Origin of the sequence: Pseudomonas sp. SMV7 (genome assembly GCF_052041995.1) — a bacterium.
Taxonomy (GTDB): domain Bacteria; phylum Pseudomonadota; class Gammaproteobacteria; order Pseudomonadales; family Pseudomonadaceae; genus Aquipseudomonas.
This window is the reverse complement of the sequence record NZ_JBKGGT010000001.1, coordinates 558,870-577,511: the sequence shown is the minus strand read 5'-3', so window position 1 is coordinate 577,511 and position 18,642 is coordinate 558,870. Positions and strand designations below refer to the sequence as shown.

Below are 18,642 nucleotides of genomic sequence, written 5' to 3'. Positions count from 1 at the left end.
TGTCTGGAAAACTATCCCGCCGGTTGCTGCAACAGGAATGCCTGCACGGCATCGGCACAAGCCTCGGGATGTTCCTGCATGAAGCAGTGCCCACCGGCAACCTGCCTGCTGGTCACCCGAGCATTGAGCGCTGCCAGGCGGTTGACCGAATGGGGCACGAAGGGGTACGTATGCTCACCATACAAGACCTGTGTGGGTGTACAGATCGCCGCCAGGCTGGCCCAGAGACGCCGGGGGAACGAGCTGAATATTTCCACTTCGCGGCTGGGCCGGCACTTGAGTACCACCGCCTCGCCGCAATCACCAATGGCATGCTCGACATACGCTTGCAGCGCTGCATCAGTCCACCCCTTGAAGATGCCGCGGCCCTGCAGCGAAGCCAGCGCTGTCTCTCGATCGGGCCAGTGGCTGCGGCGGCTGGCAGCCTTGCGTGCAAGGCCGTGGCGCCGGTGCAGGCCAAGCAATGCAGCCGCGCCCATTACCCCGAGCATGCGCCGGCTGAACAACACCGGATCAAGCAGCACGGCACGGCTGAACAGGTGCGGTTCACTGGCCAGGATCAAGCCGGTGAGCACGCCCCCGAAGCTGTGCCCCACGGCAAACCGCGGTACCTCGCCATACTCGCCGCGCCCGGCGCTGAAGGCTTCCAGCGCCAACGCGGCGGTACGATTCCAGCCGCGAAATGCCCCACCATGGTCGCTGTCGCCATGGCCCTGGACATCGCTGAGCCACAGGTCGAAATGTTCACCCAGACGCATCAGCAAGGGCTGGTAGGTCAGGCAGCAAAAGCCGTTGCCGTGCAAGAAATGCAGCAGCGGCCGGCCACTGGCCGGGGTTCGCCAGCCACGCAGGGTGAAGCCTTCAGCGCATTCGTGTGACCAGGGAATCAACTGCATCGGTTTGGCGTGCTCGCAGGCTCAGGAAAACGCCGATTCTACAAACAGCAGCGGGTACAGTGAAATCACCAGCAGCAAGGCCATCAGGACATTGAACAGCATCAGCCAGCGCGGGTTCTGCAACAGGTTGCGCAGGGCGCTGCCGAACATCACCCACACGCCGACGCTGGGCAGGTTGACCAGGGCGAACAGGGCGGCAATCACGATCACGTTGGCCACATAGCCCTGCGCCGGCGTGTAGGTGGTAATGGCTCCCACTGCCATCACCCAGGCCTTGGGGTTGACCCACTGGAACGCCGCAGCTCCCCAGAAGCCCAGCGGTTTGCGGGCGGCGGACGAGGCCGTGCCGACCGGCCCGGAGGTGGCGATCTTCCAGGCCAGGTACAGCAGGTAGGCTGCGCCGCTGTAGCGCAGTACCGTGTACAGCGCCGGCCAGGCCTTGAACACCTCGCCCAGGCCCAGGCCTACGGCCAGCACCATCACCATGAAACCGACGCTGATGCCCATGGCATGGGGAATCGAGCGGCGCACACCGAAGTTCACCCCCGAGGCCAGCAGCATGGTGTTGTTGGGCCCCGGGGTGATCGAGGACACGAAGGCGAACAGCACAAAGGCGGTCAGCAGGTCGGCAGAGGCAAGCATGGCGGGCATTCCATTTTCTTCATGGGTGCTGTCACACTAACGGAGTCGCCTTGCCGGCGACTGGTACAGTTTTAGAAAAATACGTAGATACACATTACTGTACCGACCAAAAGCGCCCAAGGAAGCCTTCGCCATGACCGTCACCATTCGCCCTGCCGTCCCCACTGATGCCGCGCAGATCCTGGCCTTCATCACCGAGCTGGCCGAGTATGAACGCGCCCGTCACGAGGTGGTCGCCAGTATTGCCGATATCGAGCACAGCCTGTTCGGCGCGGGCAGCACAGTGCACAGCCTGATCTGCGAGCGTGACGGCCGGGCCATCGGTTTTGCCGTGTATTTCTACAGTTACTCGACCTGGCTCGGGCGCAACGGCATCTACCTCGAAGACCTGTACGTGACCCCGGAGCAGCGCGGCGACGGCGCCGGCCGGCAATTGCTGCGGCACATTGCCCGCGAAGCGGTGGCCAACCAGTGCGGACGGCTCGAATGGAGCGTGCTGGACTGGAACGAGCCGGCGATAGGCTTCTACCAGTCGCTGGGGGCCGAAGCACAGGACGAGTGGGTGCGCTACCGGCTGGACGGCGACAAGCTGGCCGCATTCGCGCGCGGTTGAACCAGCCCTTTGCACATTGACGCCACGCTCAACCCATGCTCTTCTTACACCTCGCGTTCAGGTGCCCCCCTTGGGGTGAAACGGGAAACCGGTGCGTCACAGGCCCTCGAGCAGGGCCGGACAAAGCCGGTGCTGCCCCCGCAACGGTAAGCGAGCGAAGCGTCAATACCACTGTGCCCGTAGGCGAGCATGGGAAGGTGATGCTTTCCAGGAGCCCGGCTCCTCCTCGCAAGCCCGGAGACCGGCCTGGCGTTCATGAACACCCCGCGGTGGGCGGGCGCTGTTGCATCCCCCTGGGCAGTCACGCCCGGGGCTGCCGCGCTTGCCCGTTGCCCCAAAAAGCAGAGGAACGCGTCATGCCCGTCACCAGTGCCAAACCACACAGCATTACCACCCCGGTCACCCTCAGCCAGCGTGTCGTCATCGCCGTCGGCGCCAGCCTGTTGGGCCTGTGCCTGGTGTACTTCGCCGGCTTTTCCCACATCGAGGCCGTGCACAACGCGGCCCACGACACCCGCCACAGCGCCGCCTTCCCCTGCCACTGAGTACGCCTGATGATCATGCGCATTGCCCGCACGGCGGGTTTCAGCGGGCTGCTTGCGGCCTTGTTGCTGACCCTGTTGCAAAGCTTCTGGGTCGCCCCGCTGATTCTCGAGGCGGAAACCTACGAGTCGGCGGTACCAGCGGCTCACCACGAGCATGGCAGCGAGGTGCCAGCCCATGAGCACGACGCCGAAGCCTGGTCACCGCAAGACGGCTGGCAACGGGTACTGTCGACCACCGGCGGCAACCTGGTGGTCGCGGTCGGCTTCGCCCTGATCCTCGCCGCCCTGTACAGCCTGCGCGAACCGCGGCGTATCGGCAGCGGTGCACTGTGGGGCCTGGCCGGCTTCGCCGTGTTCTGCCTGGCCCCTACCCTGGGCCTGCCGCCGGAACTGCCAGGTACCGCTGCCGCCGACCTGGGGCAACGTCAGGCCTGGTGGGTCGGCACGGCGAGCGCTACCGCCGCGGGCCTGGCCTTGCTGGTGTTCGCCCGCCACTGGCTGCTGAAAGTGCTGGGCACCGCGCTGCTGGTGATCCCGCATGTGCTTGGCGCGCCACAACCCGAGGTCCATGCAAGCCTTGCCCCCGAAGCACTGGCAAACCAGTTCAAGCTGGCCTCCTGGCTGACCAATGCCGCCTTCTGGCTGGCCCTGGGCATGCTCAGCGCCTGGCTGTTCCGCCGCACCCGCCAGGCCTGATGCAGGCTTTTTTCGCCGGCTTCGGCTGCCGCCGGGGTTGCCCGGCGGATGCCCTGGAAGCACTGCTGCGCCAGGCTTTGAACAACCAGGGCCTGGCGCTTGCCGACCTGCATGGCATCGCCAGTGTCAGCCTCAAGGCCGACGAGCCCGGCCTGCACCAGCTGGCCGAACGCCTTGCGGTGCCGCTGGTGCTGTACCCTACCCTGCAACTGCAAGCCTACGAGGCGCTGCTCAGCCACCGCTCTGCTGCCGCCCATGCCCACAGCGGCTGCTGGGGGGTCGCAGAAAGCGCAGCGTTGGCCCTGGCCAGCGAGCGCCTGGGCACCGCCAGGTTGCTGCTGACCCGCCAGGTCCTGGGGCCGGCCACCCTCGCCCTGGCCGGTTGAACGTTCCACCGCAACTTCCTGCAAGGACTATCATGACGGTCTATTTTATCGGCGCCGGGCCCGGCGACCCGGAACTGATCACGATCAAGGGGCAACGGCTGATCCGCCAGTGCCAGGTGATCATCTATGCCGGCTCGCTGGTGCCTGCTGCGGTGCTCGAAGGCCACCAGGCCGAAACCGTGATCAACAGCGCCGAACTGCACCTGGAACAGATCATCGCGGCCATGCGCAATGCGCACGAGCAAGGCCATGACGTCGCCCGGGTACACAGTGGCGACCCCAGCCTGTACGGTGCCATCGGCGAGCAGATCCGCCACCTGCAGGCACTGGGCATCGACTACCAGATCGTTCCCGGCGTCACTGCCACAGCGGCCAGCGCCGCCCTGCTCGGCTGCGAACTGACCCTGCCGCAAGTCGCGCAAACGGTGATCCTGACCCGCTATGGCGACAGCTCGCCAATGCCGCCTGGCGAGCAACTGGGCGACCTCGCGCGACATGGCAGCACCCTGGCGATTCACCTGGGAGTCAAGCACCTTTCGCGCATTGTCGATGAATTGCTGCCGCACTACGGCGCGCAGTGCCCGGTGGCGGTGGTGCATCGCGCCACCTGGCCAGACCAGGACTGGGTCCGCGGCACCCTGGGCAATATCGTCGAACGCGTGGCAGCAAAAGGCTTTCGGCGCACCGCGCTGATCCTGGTCGGCCATGTGCTGGGCGACACACCCTTTGCCGAGTCGGCCTTGTACCGTGCCGGGCACGCCCACCTTTACCGCCCTGGCGACTGAGCATTGCCAGGCGCGTCGCGGGCGTAGCAGACTCCGTGTTCCCACCTGCGAACAGGAGTCATGCAATGCTGGAGCTACGCCCCAACTGTGAATGCTGCGATACCGACCTGCCGGGTGACAGCAGCGACGCGCTAATCTGCTCGTTCGAATGCACGTTCTGTCGCGCCTGCGCTGAAACCCGTTTCCAGGGCCGTTGCCCGAACTGCTCCGGCCAGCTGGTGGCCCGCCCGGCAAGGGTCGGCCAGGCCCTGGCCAATAACCCCGCCGCTACCCAGCGCGTGAACAAGGCGCATCCCGCCTGCGCCAGCACGGCCTGAAAACCGGCATCGCCGCGTTGCCAGGCCGGTGGCTTCTCCTCCTTTGTAGGACTTTTCAACAACAAGCGCGGGGACTTTCAACACTTCTATACTCGGCATTACCAAATGTTCGGAATGATCGTATCGTGCAGCGCGTCCGATAACCCCATTTGTTGACGTATTCCTGAGTGATCCAGGAAGCGGACCACATCTTCACAGGAGTTTTCCTCATGACAACCGTGCTGATCGTTGACGACCACCCCATCGTCCGGCTGTCGTTGCGCCTACTACTCGAGCGCGAGCGTTTCAACGTCGTCGGCGAGGTCGGCAATGGCAGCGAGGTGGCACAGGTGGCCCGCGAGCTGCGCCCGGATGTAGTCATTCTCGATATCGGCCTGCCTGGCCTGGACGGCATGGAAGTGATCAAGCGCCTGCAATGCCTGGAGCCGGTGCCCAAGATCATGGTGCTGACCGGGCAGGCCACCGACCTGTACGTGCGCCGCTGCCTGGACGCCGGGATCGGTGCGTTCGTCACCAAGGAAGAAGACCACGAAGCCCTGCTGTTTGCCCTCAAGGCCTTGGTCAAGGGCTACTCGACCTTTCCGCAGATGTCGGTCAACAGCAACTCCCTGGAAAGCGAGCCCGTGCGCCTGGCCAGCCTCTCCAACCGGGAAATGGAAGTGCTGCGGCGCCTGGCACGCGGCGAAAACAACAAGAACATCGGCACCTGCATGAACCTCAGCGCCAAGACCATCAGCACCTACCGGGGCCGCATCATGGAGAAGCTCAAGACCGAATCCCTGGTGGAAATGGTCGACCTGGCCAAGCGCAACAGCGTCTACTGAGCGTGCGACTGCCATGAAGCGCCTGCTGGCAAGCGCCCTTCTGGCCATCAGCCTGGTCAGCTCCGGCGCGCTGCTGGCCAACAGCGAACCCCGCCAGTTGCTGGCCCGCTCGGTCAGCGCCGCCGCGCCTCTGGCCCTGTCCAGCGAGGACCGGCAATGGCTGCGGCAACGCCAGCGTCTGGTGCTGGGCAGTTCACGGCCCGACTACCCACCGCTGGAAATCAACGTCAGCCAGCGCGACTATGAGGGCCTCAGCGCCGACTACGCAGGGATCATTGCCGAGCAACTAGGTATCGACATCGAAGTGCGCCGTTTCGACAGCCGTCATGAAGCCATTGCTGCGCTGCGGGACGGCCGGATCGACCTGCTGGGCAGTTCCAATGCGTTCGAGGCGGCCGACGCCAAGCTAAGCCTGAGCGCGCGCTACGCCGATGACCTGCCGGTCATCGTTACCCGCGAGGGGGCGAGCCTGAAGCACACCTCCGATCTCGCCGGCCTGCGCCTGGCCATGGTCGACCATTACCTGCCCGCCGGCAACGTCCGCGCCCTGTACCCCAAGGCGCAACTGAGCCTGTATCGCTCGACCCTCGCCGGGCTGGCCGCCGTCGAGCTGGGTGAGGCCGACGCCTACCTGGGCGATGCCATCAGTACTGATTTCACGATTGGCAAGATTTACCAGGGCACCTTGAAGATCGACCACTTCTGCCCGGTCGCCCCCGGGGCGTTTGCCTTTGCCCTGGCCAATGACAACCCACGCCTGCGCCGGCTGGTCGACGCGGCGCTGGCGCGCATCAGCGATAGCGAACGCCTGAACATCCTGCGCCGCTGGAGCAGCGGTAACACCAGCCTGCTGTTGCAGCGCCATCTCGCCGCACTGACCGATGAAGAAGAGGCCTGGATTGCGGCCAACCCCGACATCAGCGTACTGGTCAACACGTCGCTGGCACCGTTGACGTTCAACGACACCCAGCATCGCCCCAGCGGCATCACCCTCGATCTGCTCAAGCAGATATCGCTGCGCACGGGGTTGCGTTTCAAGCCGGTCGAAAGCCCTTCGGCTCAGACCATGATCGAGCAACTGGTCCGCGGTGACGCGCAGATGATCGGTGCCCTGGGCTATGGCGCAGACCGTTCGAAGCAGCTGCGCTATACCCGCCCCTACCTGGTCAGCCCACGGGTACTGGTGTCGCGCAGCGACACTCCGCCAGCGGTGGTGGCCAGCGCGCTGCGAGACCAGCGTATTGCCCTGATACGCGGCTCTCCGCAACAGGCCCTGTTGCAGCGACGCTACCCGCAGGCCAAGGTGGTCGAAGTGGACACCCCGCTCGGCCTGATGGAGGCCGTGGCCAACGGTAACGCCGACGTCGCCCTGAGCAGCCACATCAATGCTGCCTACTACATCAACCATGTATTCAAGGACCGGTTGCGCATCGCCAGCGTGCTTGATGACGACCCCGCCGTCGCCGCCTTTGCCGTGGCCGCAGACCAGCCTCAACTGCAGGCGATCCTCGACAAGGCGCTGCTGAGTATTCCCCCGGAAGAGCTGGACCAGCTGAGCAACCGCTGGCGCACCAGCACGCTGGTCAGCGACAGCCCCTGGCGCGACTACCGCACCCTGGCCCTGCAGGTCCTGGTGCTATCGGCCTTGCTGCTGGCCGGGGTGGTGTTCTGGAACAGCTACCTGCGCAAACTCATCAACCAGCGCACCGAGGCCCAGCATGCGCTGCAAGCGCAGCTGGCACTGAGCAGGGGCCTGCTGGAGCAACTGCGCCAGGCCAAGGACGACGCCGAGCAGGCCAGCCAGACCAAAAGCACCTTCCTGGCCACCATGAGCCATGAAATCCGCACCCCGATGAATGCCGTGATCGGCCTGCTGGAGATGGCCCTGGAAGACAGCCGCAGCGGCCGATGCGACGCCCAGACCCTGCAGACTGCCCATGATTCAGCCATCGGCCTGCTTGAACTGATCGGCGATATCCTGGACATTTCGCGTATCGAATCCGGGCACATCACCCTGCAGCCGGTGCCCACCAACCTGGTCGAGTTGGTACGCGCCAGCGTGCGGGTGTTCGAAGGCAATGCACGGGCCAAAGGCCTGCACCTGCACGGCGAACTGCCTGCCGCGCCGGTCTGGGTCCTGGCCGATCCGCTGCGGCTCAAGCAGGTCCTGTCCAATCTGATCAGCAACGCCATCAAATTCACCGACCGTGGCGAAGTGCAGGCCAGCCTGCAGTGTTCCGCGCACGACACCGAGCGCCTGGCGGTGGTACTGAGCGTGCGCGACACCGGCATCGGTATCAGTCCTGCCGACCAGGCCAGGTTGTTCAATGCATTCGTCCAGGCCGACGGCCCACGGGCCCGCCAGGGCGCGGGTCTGGGCCTGGTCATCAGCCGCACCCTGGCCGAGTTGATGGGCGGCACCTTGAGCCTGCAAAGCGTAGAAGGCGTGGGCACCAGGGTGCAGGTCAACCTGCGGCTTCCCGCCTGCACGGCACCGCCGCCGGCCGAACAGCACGCCCCGGCCCTGGAAAGCGGCAGCGGCCCGCTGAACATCCTGGTCGTCGACGACTACCCCGCCAACCTGCTGTTGCTGGAGCGCCAGCTGCATACCCTGGGCCATCGCGTGACCCTGGCCGAGAACGGCGAAACCGCTTTGACACGCTGGCAGGCAGACCACTTCGACCTGGTGATAACCGATTGCAGCATGCCGGTCATGGACGGCCATGAGTTGACCCGTCGTATCCGCAGCCTCGAAGGCGAGCGCGGCCTGCCGCCATGCCGCATTCTCGGGGTGACCGCCAACGCCCAGGCCGAGGAGCGTGCCCGCTGCCTGGCCAGCGGCATGGACGAATGCCTGTTCAAGCCGATCGGCCTGCGTACGCTCAAGACCCATCTGCCTCAGGCCCAGCAGCCGCCGCAGCCGCAGCAACAACCACCAGCGCGACCTGGCAGCGGGTTCAACCTCGACGAACTGCGTCACCTGACCCAGGACGATGAACAACTGACGCGGCATCTGCTGGAGCAACTGCTGCAAAGCGTCAGCGACGACCTGGCGGCATTGCGCGCACTGCCCGCAGACGCCCCCGGCGAGGCGTTGCGCGCCCTGGCTCACCGGATCAAGGGCGGCGCGAAGATGCTCAAGGTGCGCACGCTGGTCAAGGCCTGCGAAGCGATCGAGCAGGCTCACGACCAAGGCCGCCCGACAGCGCAACTGCGCATGCAGCTGCAGGACAGCTTGCAGGACCTGCTGGTCGAACTGGGCGATGCACTCAGTGCAATTGCAACGTCGAACTGATCTGGCTGATGGCATCCACCACGTGCCGTGAGCCCTGCTGGATCTCCATGATCACCGTACCCGCCTCGTTGGCCAGCGCCACGCCATGACCGGTGCGGTTCAGGCTGGACTGCATGCTGGCCACTGCCAGCAACGACAGGTCATGGTTCTGGCGCACCACATCGACAATTTCCAGGGTCGCCTTGCTGGTCCGCGCCGCCAGGCTGCGTACCTCGTCGGCGACCACGGCAAAACCGCGCCCATGCTCCCCGGCACGGGCCGCCTCGATGGCCGCATTCAAGGCCAGCAGGTTGGTCTGGTCGGCGATCCCGCGAATGGTCAGCACGATCTGGCCGATCACATCCGACTGTTTGCTCACCGCATCGATACTGCGTGCGGCGTCGTTCAACTCATGGGAAATCTGCTCGATCACCTGCACAGCCTGCTGTACCACCTGCGTGCCCTTGCGCGCGCAGGCATCGGTTTGCACCGAGCTGGCGTGGGCGGCATCGGCAGCGCTTTGCTGGGTGCTGACCTGGCGAGTAATGTCGCTGGCGAACTTGACGACCTTGTACAAGCGGCCCTTGCTGTCGAAGATCGGGTTGTAGGAAGCTTCCAGATAGACCGTCCGCCCGTGCTTGTCGACGCGCTCGAAACGGTGCGAATGGTACTCGCCGCGGTTGAGCGACGCCCAGAACTCGCGGTAGCCGGCCGACTCACGCTCATGCGCCAGGCAAAACAGCCCGTGGTGACGACCGACCACCTCCTCCAGGCGATAGCCCATGGTGTCGAGGAAGTTCTGGTTGGCCGTGATCACCCGCCCTTGCGGGGTGAATTCGATCACTGCCATCGAGCGGCTGATGGCCTTTAGCAGGCTCTCGCTCTCGTGCTCCTGAACCACCCGCTGGCTGATATCGGACGCCACCTTGATCACGCTGCTGACCTGCTGCTGCTCATCCAGTACCGGCATGTAGCTGGCCTCCAGCCAGACTTCACGGCCGGCCTTGTCGACGCGCTCGAACGTACCGCTGATGGCCTTGCCCTGCGCCAGTTCACGCCACAATTGCTGGTATTCGGCGCTTTTCGCATAGGCAGGGTCGCAGAATAGCCGGTGGTGCTTGCCGCGCAATTCGTCAACGCTGTAGCCCATGGCCTGGCAGAAGCGCTCGTTGGCATCGAGGATGGTGCCGTCGGGGGCGAACTCGATCATCGCCATCGAACGGCTGATTGCCGCCAGCTTGGCCTGCAAACCGGCCAGCGCCTGATGGCTGCGCTGAATCTCGACCAGATCGGCTTTGCGATGGAAATCGAACATGACCCCGGACTCCTGTATGCGCGGTGTCCTGAGCATAGATCGCCGCCAGCGCCATGCAAGCACAGTGCTACCACTGCAGAAATCGCTATGGGTTCATTAGCCAATGCTGTTGTTCTGCAGCGTTGCAGGTCAGGAGCTTTCCCGCACCATCAACTCGAAGCCAAGGTCCTGCTGGGCGTTCGCTACTCGCTTGCCGTCGAGCAACGCCAGCAGCGCCTGCGCTGCGCCTCGCCCGACTGCGGCCCTGGGCGTGCGAATCGACGTCAGCCGCGGCACCATGTGCGCCGACGCCGGCAGGTCGTTGAAACCGACCATGGCGACCTGCCGCGGCACCTCGACCCCTTGGCGCAAGGCCTGCAGGACCGCGCCCTGGGCCAGGTCGTCGTTGCAGAAGAAAATACCGTCGACGTCCGGCGCCTGCTGCAACAGTTGGCTGAATAGCGCGCTGCCCAGGGCGATGGACGAAGGTTCCGGCGCCAGCACCTCCAGCTCGGCTGCCTGCAGGCCGGCCTCGGCCAGCGCCTGGCGGAAGCCTTCGGCGCGCTGCATCACCCGCGGGTCGAGCTGCGCTGCAATGAACGCCAAACGCTTGCGTCCGCGCTCGATCAGGTGGCGTGCCGCAGCGCGCCCGGCCTGCTGCTGGGAAAAGCCGACCGACAGTGCCCCGGCGTCGCCGTTGAGTTCCATCATGTGCACACAGGGCACGCCACTGGCCGCCAGCATCTGCCGCGATGCCTCGCTGCGTTCGAAGCCGGTCAACAGCATGCCGCAGGGCTGGTAGGCCAGGTAGTTGCGGATCAGGTTCTCTTCCTCGGCGAGATCGTAGTGGTAGTTGCCGATCAGCACCTCCAGCCCACGCGGACGCATGACATCGTGGATCGCCTCGAGGGTGTCGATGAACAGCTGGTTGGACAGCGACGGAATCAATACCACCACCGACTGGCTGCGGGCCGAGGCCAGGGCCCGGGCTGCCGGGTTTGCCACGTAGCCGAGGCTCGCCGCTGCGGCAACGACCTTTTCGACCAGTGCCGGGGCAACGGTGCTGACACCACGCAAGGCGCGCGATGCGGTGATCGGGGAAACCCCGGATTGCCTGGCGACTTCTGCCAGGGTGGGACGACCTGTGGTACGCGAGCCGGTGCGGGACATGGATGTTGTAATTTTACTACTTGCAAGGAAGGGGAACGGCCACTAAGGTAGCGCTGTCTCAGGACGCAGGCAATGTAATCTTTGGTCGCAGCCGCCACCGGCTCGCCGCCGAGCGTCCATACTGCGTATGACAAGATCAATAACACCGGGGAGGTGACTGTTCGTCGATGACGAGACAGCGCTATCTCACCCGCAGGAGGTACTGATGAATTCTCCCCTGTCTGCCATCGTGGTGATGGGCGTGGCCGGTTGCGGCAAAAGCTGCATCGGCGCGGCCATCGCCGCACGAAGCGGTGGCCGCCTGATCGAAGGCGACGCGTTCCACCCTGCCGAGAACATCCGCAAGATGAGCGCTGGCATCCCCCTGGACGACGGCGACCGCGCCGGCTGGCTGGTGCGCCTCGGCCAGGAACTGCAGGCAACCACCCAGGCCGGGGAGCGCCCGATCCTGACCTGTTCGGCACTCAAGCGCCGCTACCGCGAAACCCTGCGCGAGGCCATGCCCGGGCTGGTGTTCGTGTTCCTCGAACTGTCGCCCGCCGAGGCCGAAAAACGCGTGCTGGCCCGTCCCGGGCATTTCATGCCGGCGAGCCTCATCGACAGCCAGTTCGCTGCGCTGGAATCGCCGCGTGGCGAACCCCTGACCCTGGCACTGGATGCTACCCAACCCATCGACGCGCTGGCCGAAGCGGTAGACAGCTGGCTAAAGCAGCGCGGTGAGCGGAGCCTGGCCCAGACCGCCTGACCCGGCGGCTTCATCGGCCTGGCAAAGACAGCGCTACCCGACCCGTACCTGCGGGCAAAGTTTCAAAAATCTACGCCAAAACAACGATAAGACCGAGGCCTTCAAACCATGTTCGGACTGGCTACTGATACCTTCCTGCTGCTCGACGCGCTGGTTACCATCGTCGGGCTGATCCTGCTGATCACCCATTTCAAAGTCCACCCCTTCGTCGCCCTGACCCTCGCGGCCGGCTTCCTTGGCCTGACCTCCGGCATGCCGGTGGCCAAGGTAATGAAATCGTTCCAGGACGGCTTCGGTGGCGTACTGGGCTTCGTCGGCATCGTGCTCGCCCTGGGCACCATGCTCGGCAAGCTGATGGCCGACTCCGGTGGCGCCGACCAGATCGCACAAACACTGATTCGCGCCTTCGGCAAGAAGAACGTGCACTGGGCAATGATGTTCGCCGCCTTCCTGGTGGGTATCCCGCTGTTCTTCGAGATCGGCTTCGTGCTGCTGATACCGCTGGTGTTCATCGTCGCCCGGCGCTCCGGCGTGTCGTTGATCAAGATCGGCATTCCGCTGCTGGCCGGGCTGTCGGTGGTGCACGGCCTGGTCCCGCCGCACCCGGGCCCGCTGCTGGCCATCGGCATCTTCCATGCCGACATCGGCAAGACCATCTTCTATGGCCTGATCGTGGCCCTGCCGACCGCCATCATCGCCGGCCCGCTGTTCGGTAACTTCATCTCCCGCTACATCCCGGGCAGCCCCTCGCAGGAGCTGATGGACCAGATTGCCAAGGAGTCCGACCAGGGCAACCTGCCGAGCTTCACCATCACCCTGGTCACCGTGCTGCTGCCGGTGGTCCTGATGCTGCTGAAGACCTTCGCCGACGTGGTACTGCCCGCCGAGCACATCGTGCGCCAGTGGATGGACCTGATCGGCCACCCCATCACCGCGCTGCTCGCGGCCCTGCTGCTGGCTTTCTACACCTTCGGCGCGGCCCGTGGCTTCAACCGCCAGCAGATCATGAAAATGCTCGACCAGAGCCTGGCACCGACCGCCGCGATCGTGCTGATCGTCGGCGCCGGCGGTGGCTTCAAGCAGATGCTGGTGGACACCGGCGTGGGTAACGTGATCGGGCAGATGGCGGTGCAGGCCGAGATCTCGCCGATTCTGCTGGCCTGGCTGGTGGCCGCGGTGATCCGCATCGCCACCGGTTCCGCCACGGTCGCCACCATTACTGGCGCGGGCATCGTCGCGCCGGTGATTGACCTGGTTCCGGGGGTGAACCGTGAGCTGCTGGTATTGGCCACCGGTGCCGGCTCGCTGATCCTCTCGCATGTCAACGATGCCGGTTTCTGGCTGGTGAAGCAGTACTTCAACATGACCGTGGCGGAAACCTTCAAGACCTGGAGCATGATGGAGACCATCCTGTCGATCGTCGGCATCATCTTCATCCTGTTGCTGTCACTGGTGGTGTGACCGTTGATCGGGGTGATGGCACCCTGCAGCGCCGGGTAGGGCCGAAACGAAGTATCAGCCCTACCCGAAGCCAAGGAGCCTGCCATGCCCCGTTCAAACATCCTGCTGATCACCCTGTTCGCAGCGCCGCTGGCCCTCGCCGCCGGCACGGGCCCCACCTACCCCGACGACCCGCACAACCCGGCGCCCAAGCCGGGTGTGGACAGCACCCTCAACCCCATCGAGCAGCCCATGCCACGCGATACCGACCCGCGGATCAAGGGCAACGACCCCGACAGCCCGCCGGCCAAGCAGGATGACAACCGGGACTTGCCGGGAATGGATGGCAGCGGCTCGGAAGGAACCGGGCGGCAGGGTGGCGCCGACAACCAACGTTGAGCCAAAGCCGGAAGCTGCCACCTACCCTGTGGCAGCGCATCACCACTGGCGCTTGTCCGGCCTGGTCAGCCCCAGCTTCTCGATGCGGTAGCGCAGCATGTCCCGCGACAGGCCGAGCATGCGCGCAGACTTGGTCACGTTCCAGTCCGTGCGGTCCAGGGTCCGGCACACCAGGTCGCGCTCCATGTCCGGCAGGCTGGTCCCTGGCTCGGGCTCATGCCGGGGGGTGTCGAACGTCGCAGGCGCCGGCTGCTGCACCATCGGCTCGTCAATCAGGGTCAGGCACAGGTTCAGCTGGTGCGCCTGCACCACGTCGTTCGGAGCCAGCAGCACGGTCTGCTCCAGCATGTTGCGCAGTTCACGTACATTGCCCGGCCAGCTGTAGCCGAGCATCAGGTTTTCCGCTTCGGCGGAAAAGCGCAGGTTCGGCTTGCCATAACGCCTGCCGTGGTGGGCCAGGAAATGCCTCGCCAGCAGCAGCACATCCTGGCCACGGGCATACAGGCGCGGCACTTTCAGGGCAATGATGCGCAGGCGGAAGAACAGGTCGCGGCGGAACTTGCCCTGCTGCACCATCTGTTCCAGGTTGCAGTTGGTGGCGCTGATCACCCGCAGGTCGACCTTGCGCTCCTTCACCGCACCGATGCGGCGGATGCTGCGGTCCTCCAGCAATTTGAGCAGCTTGGCCTGCAAGGTCAGGTCCATCTCGCCAATCTCGTCGAGGAACAGCGTGCCGCCATCGGCCGCCTCTACCAGGCCCACCCGGCGCTCCTTGGCATCGGTAAAAGCACCCTTCTCGTGGCCGAACAGCTCCGCTTCCAGCAGGTTGGCCGGGATCGAGGCGCAGTTGAACTCGATGAACGGCCCTTTGCTGCGTGAACCGTCGAAATGCAGGGCACGCGCCACCAGTTCCTTGCCGGTACCGGTCTCGCCTTCGATCAGCACCGGCGGCAAGTCGTTGCTGGTCATGCGCCGCTCGGCGTCCAGCAGCTGGCGCAAGGTGTGCTTGAGGCCAAGCATGCTCGGCGATTCGCCGATCAACGCCTGCAAGCCGGACTTCTGCGCCTCGCGCTCCTGGTAGAACGACAACGTGCGCTCCATGCGTTCGGTGGCCAGGGCCTTGTCCAGGGTCAGCTTGAGTTCGGCCAGTACCACCGGCTTGGTCAGGTAATGGAAAGCCCCCTCCTTCATGGCCTGTACCGCATCTTCGACATTGCCGTAACCGGTCATCATGATCACTTTCAGGTCCGGCACCTGTGCCACCAGGGTGCGCAGCAGGTCGTGCCCGCTTATGCCCGGCAGCGAGTTGTCGGTCAGCACGGCATCGGGTCGGGCCCGCTTGATGTGCTCCAGCGCCAGTTCCGCGCTGTCGCACAGGGTGACCTCGAAGCCCTTGAGGCTGAGGTAGGTACGGATGTTGTCGGCGAGGACTTCATCATCCTCGACGACCAGGATGCTGTGCTCCATGGGCCCCTCCCGCTGCAATGTTGAATGTGAGGCTGACACGGGTTCCTTCCTGTTCACGGCTGCTCAGGCTGACCGAACCGCCAAAACGCTCCATGATGCGCTTGACCAGGGCCAGGCCTACGCCAAGGCCGCCCTGCTTGGTGGTGTAGAACGGCTTGAACACCATGCGCTCCTGCTGCTGGCTCATGCCCTTGCCGGTGTCGACCAGGACCAACTCGGCACGCTGGCCATCCTGCACGCTGACCTGGGCACACAGCAGGCCGCCCTCAGGCATGGCTTCCAGGGCATTGGAAAACAGGCTGTTGAGAATCTGCGTGAGCTGCAGCGGCTGGCTGTTCACCCACTGCAAAGCGGGGCCTTCGTAGCGGAAGCGTATGCCGTTGCGGTCGATCTGCTGGGCGAAAGCCAGCCGGGTATCCTCGATGGCCGCCACCAGGTCCACGGCTTCGGCCTCGTCGCTGGTGGGGCGCAGCGACACCAGAAAATCGCGTACCCAGCGCGACATGCGGTCGACCTGGCTGATGATGTCAGCGATGTTCTTTTGCGCCGCAGGGGCGGCGATTTCCTGGGCCAGTTCGGCGCTGGAGCGGATGTTCGCCAGCGGGTTGCGCAGGCTGTGCGCCACCGCAGACGACATCTCGCCCAGGGCGACATAGGTTTCATTGGCCACCAGCCGGTCCTGCTGCAGGTGCAGCAGCTGCGCGGCACGCCGCACGATCCAGAACAGGCCGAAGTAGATCAGCGCCCCGCCCACCAAAGTCGAGGCCCAGATCAACACGTAGCCGCGCTGGATGCGCCGGGCCAGGTCCTGGGGCTCCTTGTAGATTTCAACCATGGCCAGCACCTGTTCGCCTTGGCTGTCGAACAGCGGAATGTAGTTTTCAATGAACAGCGAACGCGGTTCACGCTGGAACTTCTGCTCTTCGCGGTCATCGTTGGCCTGGTGGTAGCTGGCCGAGACAGCCTTGCGCGAGTGGAAAGCGCGGTCGAGGTCGCCATCGGCCTCGATGCGCTCGCCGATCAGCGCCGGGTTGGTTGACCAGATGATGGTGCGATCGCGGGCATAGACGTTGGCCAGCAATATGTCCGGCAGGTGCGCGACATGGTCGAGGAATTCCACCCGGGTCGATTCGGCAAGCGCCGGGCTGAACTGCAAGTGCTGCTGGTCCAGGCGCGGATCGAGCAGCTCGCCCATGGTGCTGCCCGGCGGTAATTGCGAATGGCGCACCTCGGCCTGAGCGATGGCCTGGATGAACTGCGCGGTCAGCATGGCATCGCGCTCGACACTGTCGCGCACCACGAAACGCGTCGACACATAACCCAGCCCGCCCGCCACGGCGGCAATGATCAGCAGGCTGATCAGCGAGAACCAGCGCAGCAGGTTGAACTCGAGCAATGGCATGGCCAGACCGCGAGCGGTCGTATTGGCCTTGCCATGAACGTCGTTCTGCAGCGTCTGCATGTGCATCCACCCTGGCAGCCGCAACTGCCATACATTGTCGCGCTTCACCTAGCGGGCAGCAAAAATCCGGCCAGCCATGAATAACACTTAATAATCTTTCTAAATCAAAGAGTTAGACAATTTTTTTAAGTCCCAGTAGAGGGAAAAGCCCCACATTTGGGGTATCTCACCCATATCGATCATTTCCTTTAAAAACAGCAGCTTATAAAGGTTTTCTAATTTTTTTCAGAAGCATTGAACAGACGAAAACCTAACGAAACCCGGGTGCCAAGACCTTCGCGGCTGCTAAGCCGGACCGTGCCACCGAAGCGTTCCATGATGCGTTTCACCAGCACCAGCCCCACACCCAGCCCACCCTGCTTGGTAGTGAAGAAGGGCCGGAAGGCCATGCGCTGCTGCGCTTCGCTCATGCCCTTGCCGTTGTCGCAGAGGCGCAGGGTCAGGCTCCGCCGGTCATGCCGCACCACCTCGACACGCAGCCGCCCACCCTGCTCCATCGACTCCAGGGCATTGGCGATCAGGCTGCTGAAAACCTGCCGCAGTAGCGCCGGGTGCCCCAGTATCTGCACGGCCGGCAATGCCTGCAGATCCAGGCTCACCCCGCCGCGCGCCAGCGGTACCGCGTAGGCCTGCAGGCTATCCTGCAGCGCCTGCGGCAGGTCCACCGCCACCGCCTCATCGTCGATCGGGCGCAGCGATTGCAACATCTGGCGGATCCACTGCGACATGCGGTCGACCTGGCTGATGATTTCGTTGACGTTGCGCTGCGCCGGGCCATCGTCGAAGGCCTGCGCCAGTTCGGCGCTGGAGCGGATGTTGGCCAGTGGGTTACGCAGGCTGTGGGCCACCGCCGAAGACACCTCGCCCAGCGCCACATAGGTTTCGTTGTTGACCAGGCGCTTCTGCTGCACCGCCAGCAGCCGCGCGGCGCGGTGCATGATGCCGTACAGGCCGAAATAGACCAGGCCGGCGCCGACGGCGATCGCCAGCCAGATCAGGACCAGCCCACGCTCGATGCGCCCGATCAGGTCACGGGGCTCCTTGTAGATCTCGACCATCGCCGTGACCTGCTCACCATCGGCGGTGAACAGCGGAATGTAGTTCTCGATGAACAGCTGCTCGGGCGGGGCGACGAACTTCCGTTCGGCACGCACCTGGTCGACGTCCTGATAGCTGGCCGCGACCCGCATCCGGTACTCGAAGGCCCGCTCCAGGTCGGCATCGCCTTCGACCAGCTTGCCGACCAGCGCCGGGTTGGTGGACCAGATCACCGTTCGGTCCGGCGCATAGATATTGACCAGCAGCATGTCGGGCAGGTGGGCGATATGGTCGAGGAACTCGCCACGCGCCCTGCGCCGGGCGTCCGGGTCGACGTCGAGCAGGTTGTCGCGATCATTGCGCGGGTCGAGCAGCTCACCCATGGTGCGCACGTTGGGGATCGACACATGGCGCACTTCGGCGTCGGCGATGGAGGTAATGAACTGCGCGGTGAGCAAGGCATCGCGCTCGACGCTTTCGTCGATGATGAACCGGCTGGATATCAGCCCCAGCCCGGCCGCTACCGAAAGAATGATGGCCAGGCTGACCCAGGCGTACCAGCGCAGCAGGTCGAACGGTTTGCGCGAGGTGGCCAGCTCGCTACTGGCAGGCACTTCGATAGTGTCGGAACGAGGGGGGATGTCCATGG

The 18,642-nt window shown here is 64.6% G+C and carries 17 protein-coding genes, 2 pseudogenes and 1 riboswitch; of the genes and pseudogenes, 11 read left to right on the top strand and 8 right to left on the bottom strand.

Translation table 11 applies throughout. From position 1 onward, the window contains the following. Window positions 1-11: 11 nt before the first annotated feature. Both ACLEJP_RS02830 and ACLEJP_RS02825 read right to left on the bottom strand, forming a co-directional pair. Window positions 12-896 carry an alpha/beta fold hydrolase gene (locus ACLEJP_RS02830; protein WP_440804406.1) on the bottom strand — a complete coding sequence of 295 codons (885 nt, stop codon included), beginning with the start codon at window positions 894-896 and terminating at the stop codon, window positions 12-14. 21 nt (window positions 897-917) lie between these two features. Next, window positions 918-1,547 (bottom strand): LysE family translocator, encoded by a 630-nt coding sequence (locus tag ACLEJP_RS02825; RefSeq protein ID WP_289135105.1) that lies wholly within the window; start codon window positions 1,545-1,547, stop codon window positions 918-920. 124 nt (window positions 1,548-1,671) lie between these two features. Between ACLEJP_RS02825 and ACLEJP_RS02820 the strand changes: the two genes are divergently transcribed. The 8 genes from ACLEJP_RS02820 to ACLEJP_RS02785 all read left to right on the top strand — a co-directional run bounded on the left by ACLEJP_RS02820 (window position 1,672) and on the right by ACLEJP_RS02785 (window position 8,999). Continuing rightward, entirely contained in the window at window positions 1,672-2,151 is a 480-nt protein-coding gene (locus tag ACLEJP_RS02820) for an N-acetyltransferase family protein (RefSeq protein ID WP_440804405.1), read from the top strand. A 42-nt stretch (window positions 2,152-2,193) separates the two neighbouring features. Continuing rightward, window positions 2,194-2,415, top strand: a riboswitch (cobalamin riboswitch). Between the two features lie 92 nt (window positions 2,416-2,507). Continuing rightward, window positions 2,508-2,696 (top strand): CbtB domain-containing protein, encoded by a 189-nt coding sequence (locus ACLEJP_RS02815; protein WP_289135100.1) that lies wholly within the window; start codon window positions 2,508-2,510, stop codon window positions 2,694-2,696. Window positions 2,697-2,705: 9 nt separating this feature from the next. Then, the gene (locus tag ACLEJP_RS02810; RefSeq protein WP_440804403.1) at window positions 2,706-3,392 is read left to right on the top strand and encodes a CbtA family protein; all 687 of its coding nucleotides are present in this window, start codon (window positions 2,706-2,708) and stop codon (window positions 3,390-3,392) included. Continuing rightward, on the top strand, window positions 3,392-3,778 hold the full coding sequence (locus ACLEJP_RS02805; RefSeq protein WP_440804402.1) for a cobalamin biosynthesis protein: 387 nt from the start codon (window positions 3,392-3,394) through the stop codon (window positions 3,776-3,778). The genes ACLEJP_RS02810 and ACLEJP_RS02805 overlap by 1 nt, the downstream gene beginning before the upstream one ends. 32 nt (window positions 3,779-3,810) lie before the next feature. Then, a complete protein-coding gene (gene cobM / locus ACLEJP_RS02800; protein WP_440804401.1) occupies window positions 3,811-4,563 on the top strand; it encodes a precorrin-4 C(11)-methyltransferase in 753 nt (250 codons plus the stop codon). Between the two features lie 65 nt (window positions 4,564-4,628). Continuing rightward, window positions 4,629-4,880 carry a DUF1272 domain-containing protein gene (locus ACLEJP_RS02795; protein ID WP_440804400.1) on the top strand — a complete coding sequence of 84 codons (252 nt, stop codon included), beginning with the start codon at window positions 4,629-4,631 and terminating at the stop codon, window positions 4,878-4,880. Window positions 4,881-5,089: 209 nt separating this feature from the next. Beyond that, the gene (locus ACLEJP_RS02790) at window positions 5,090-5,704 is read left to right on the top strand and encodes a response regulator (protein WP_440804399.1); all 615 of its coding nucleotides are present in this window, start codon (window positions 5,090-5,092) and stop codon (window positions 5,702-5,704) included. A gap of 13 nt (window positions 5,705-5,717) precedes the next feature. After that, window positions 5,718-8,999, top strand: a complete 3,282-nt coding sequence (locus ACLEJP_RS02785; RefSeq protein ID WP_440804398.1) for a transporter substrate-binding domain-containing protein — start codon at window positions 5,718-5,720, stop codon at window positions 8,997-8,999. Here the strand turns inward: ACLEJP_RS02785 and ACLEJP_RS02780 are convergent. The 3 genes and pseudogenes from ACLEJP_RS02780 to ACLEJP_RS02770 all read right to left on the bottom strand — a co-directional run. Then, a pseudogene (locus ACLEJP_RS02780) lies at window positions 8,974-9,405 on the bottom strand (methyl-accepting chemotaxis protein); the annotation flags it as partial. The gene ACLEJP_RS02785 and the pseudogene ACLEJP_RS02780 overlap by 26 nt on opposite strands. A 105-nt stretch (window positions 9,406-9,510) precedes the next feature. Then, window positions 9,511-10,194 (bottom strand): annotated as a pseudogene (locus ACLEJP_RS02775) (PAS domain-containing protein); the annotation flags it as partial. Window positions 10,195-10,422: 228 nt separating this feature from the next. Further along, window positions 10,423-11,442: a LacI family DNA-binding transcriptional regulator gene (locus tag ACLEJP_RS02770; protein WP_440804397.1), complete on the bottom strand. Its 1,020-nt coding sequence runs from the start codon at window positions 11,440-11,442 to the stop codon at window positions 10,423-10,425. A gap of 205 nt (window positions 11,443-11,647) precedes the next feature. Between ACLEJP_RS02770 and ACLEJP_RS02765 the strand changes: the two genes are divergently transcribed. From ACLEJP_RS02765 to ACLEJP_RS02755, 3 genes are all read left to right on the top strand, one after another. After that, complete coding sequence (locus ACLEJP_RS02765; RefSeq protein WP_440804395.1) at window positions 11,648-12,187, top strand: gluconokinase; 540 nt, start codon at window positions 11,648-11,650, stop codon at window positions 12,185-12,187. A 108-nt stretch (window positions 12,188-12,295) separates the two neighbouring features. Beyond that, window positions 12,296-13,648 carry a GntP family permease gene (locus ACLEJP_RS02760; protein WP_170030110.1) on the top strand — a complete coding sequence of 451 codons (1,353 nt, stop codon included), beginning with the start codon at window positions 12,296-12,298 and terminating at the stop codon, window positions 13,646-13,648. A gap of 84 nt (window positions 13,649-13,732) precedes the next feature. Continuing rightward, window positions 13,733-14,026, top strand: a complete 294-nt coding sequence (locus ACLEJP_RS02755; RefSeq protein ID WP_440804393.1) for a hypothetical protein — start codon at window positions 13,733-13,735, stop codon at window positions 14,024-14,026. A gap of 39 nt (window positions 14,027-14,065) precedes the next feature. Here the strand turns inward: ACLEJP_RS02755 and ACLEJP_RS02750 are convergent, their stop codons facing one another. From ACLEJP_RS02750 to ACLEJP_RS02740, 3 genes are all read right to left on the bottom strand, one after another. After that, window positions 14,066-15,493 (bottom strand): sigma-54-dependent transcriptional regulator, encoded by a 1,428-nt coding sequence (locus ACLEJP_RS02750; RefSeq protein ID WP_440804392.1) that lies wholly within the window; start codon window positions 15,491-15,493, stop codon window positions 14,066-14,068. After that, on the bottom strand, window positions 15,462-16,955 hold the full coding sequence (locus ACLEJP_RS02745) for a sensor histidine kinase (protein ID WP_440804390.1): 1,494 nt from the start codon (window positions 16,953-16,955) through the stop codon (window positions 15,462-15,464). Before ACLEJP_RS02745 ends, ACLEJP_RS02750 begins: the two co-directional genes overlap by 32 nt. A gap of 215 nt (window positions 16,956-17,170) precedes the next feature. After that, window positions 17,171-18,640 (bottom strand): sensor histidine kinase, encoded by a 1,470-nt coding sequence (locus ACLEJP_RS02740; RefSeq protein WP_440804389.1) that lies wholly within the window; start codon window positions 18,638-18,640, stop codon window positions 17,171-17,173. Between the last annotated feature and the right edge of the window lie 2 nt (window positions 18,641-18,642).

Excerpts from the sequence above, each read along its gene's own strand:
- ACLEJP_RS02830 (WP_440804406.1), bottom strand. The coding sequence starts at position 896 with ATGCAGTTGATTCCCTGGTCACACGAATGCGCTGAAGGCTTCACCCTG.
- ACLEJP_RS02825 (WP_289135105.1), bottom strand. The coding sequence starts at position 1,547 with ATGCCCGCCATGCTTGCCTCTGCCGACCTGCTGACCGCCTTTGTGCTG.
- ACLEJP_RS02820 (WP_440804405.1), top strand. The coding sequence starts at position 1,672 with ATGACCGTCACCATTCGCCCTGCCGTCCCCACTGATGCCGCGCAGATC.
- ACLEJP_RS02815 (WP_289135100.1), top strand. The coding sequence starts at position 2,508 with ATGCCCGTCACCAGTGCCAAACCACACAGCATTACCACCCCGGTCACC.
- ACLEJP_RS02810 (WP_440804403.1), top strand. The coding sequence starts at position 2,706 with ATGATCATGCGCATTGCCCGCACGGCGGGTTTCAGCGGGCTGCTTGCG.
- ACLEJP_RS02805 (WP_440804402.1), top strand. The coding sequence starts at position 3,392 with ATGCAGGCTTTTTTCGCCGGCTTCGGCTGCCGCCGGGGTTGCCCGGCG.
- cobM (WP_440804401.1), top strand. The coding sequence starts at position 3,811 with ATGACGGTCTATTTTATCGGCGCCGGGCCCGGCGACCCGGAACTGATC.
- ACLEJP_RS02795 (WP_440804400.1), top strand. The coding sequence starts at position 4,629 with ATGCTGGAGCTACGCCCCAACTGTGAATGCTGCGATACCGACCTGCCG.
- ACLEJP_RS02790 (WP_440804399.1), top strand. The coding sequence starts at position 5,090 with ATGACAACCGTGCTGATCGTTGACGACCACCCCATCGTCCGGCTGTCG.
- ACLEJP_RS02785 (WP_440804398.1), top strand. The coding sequence starts at position 5,718 with ATGAAGCGCCTGCTGGCAAGCGCCCTTCTGGCCATCAGCCTGGTCAGC.
- ACLEJP_RS02770 (WP_440804397.1), bottom strand. The coding sequence starts at position 11,442 with ATGTCCCGCACCGGCTCGCGTACCACAGGTCGTCCCACCCTGGCAGAA.
- ACLEJP_RS02765 (WP_440804395.1), top strand. The coding sequence starts at position 11,648 with ATGAATTCTCCCCTGTCTGCCATCGTGGTGATGGGCGTGGCCGGTTGC.
- ACLEJP_RS02760 (WP_170030110.1), top strand. The coding sequence starts at position 12,296 with ATGTTCGGACTGGCTACTGATACCTTCCTGCTGCTCGACGCGCTGGTT.
- ACLEJP_RS02755 (WP_440804393.1), top strand. The coding sequence starts at position 13,733 with ATGCCCCGTTCAAACATCCTGCTGATCACCCTGTTCGCAGCGCCGCTG.
- ACLEJP_RS02750 (WP_440804392.1), bottom strand. The coding sequence starts at position 15,493 with ATGGAGCACAGCATCCTGGTCGTCGAGGATGATGAAGTCCTCGCCGAC.
- ACLEJP_RS02745 (WP_440804390.1), bottom strand. The coding sequence starts at position 16,955 with ATGCAGACGCTGCAGAACGACGTTCATGGCAAGGCCAATACGACCGCT.
- ACLEJP_RS02740 (WP_440804389.1), bottom strand. The coding sequence starts at position 18,640 with ATGGACATCCCCCCTCGTTCCGACACTATCGAAGTGCCTGCCAGTAGC.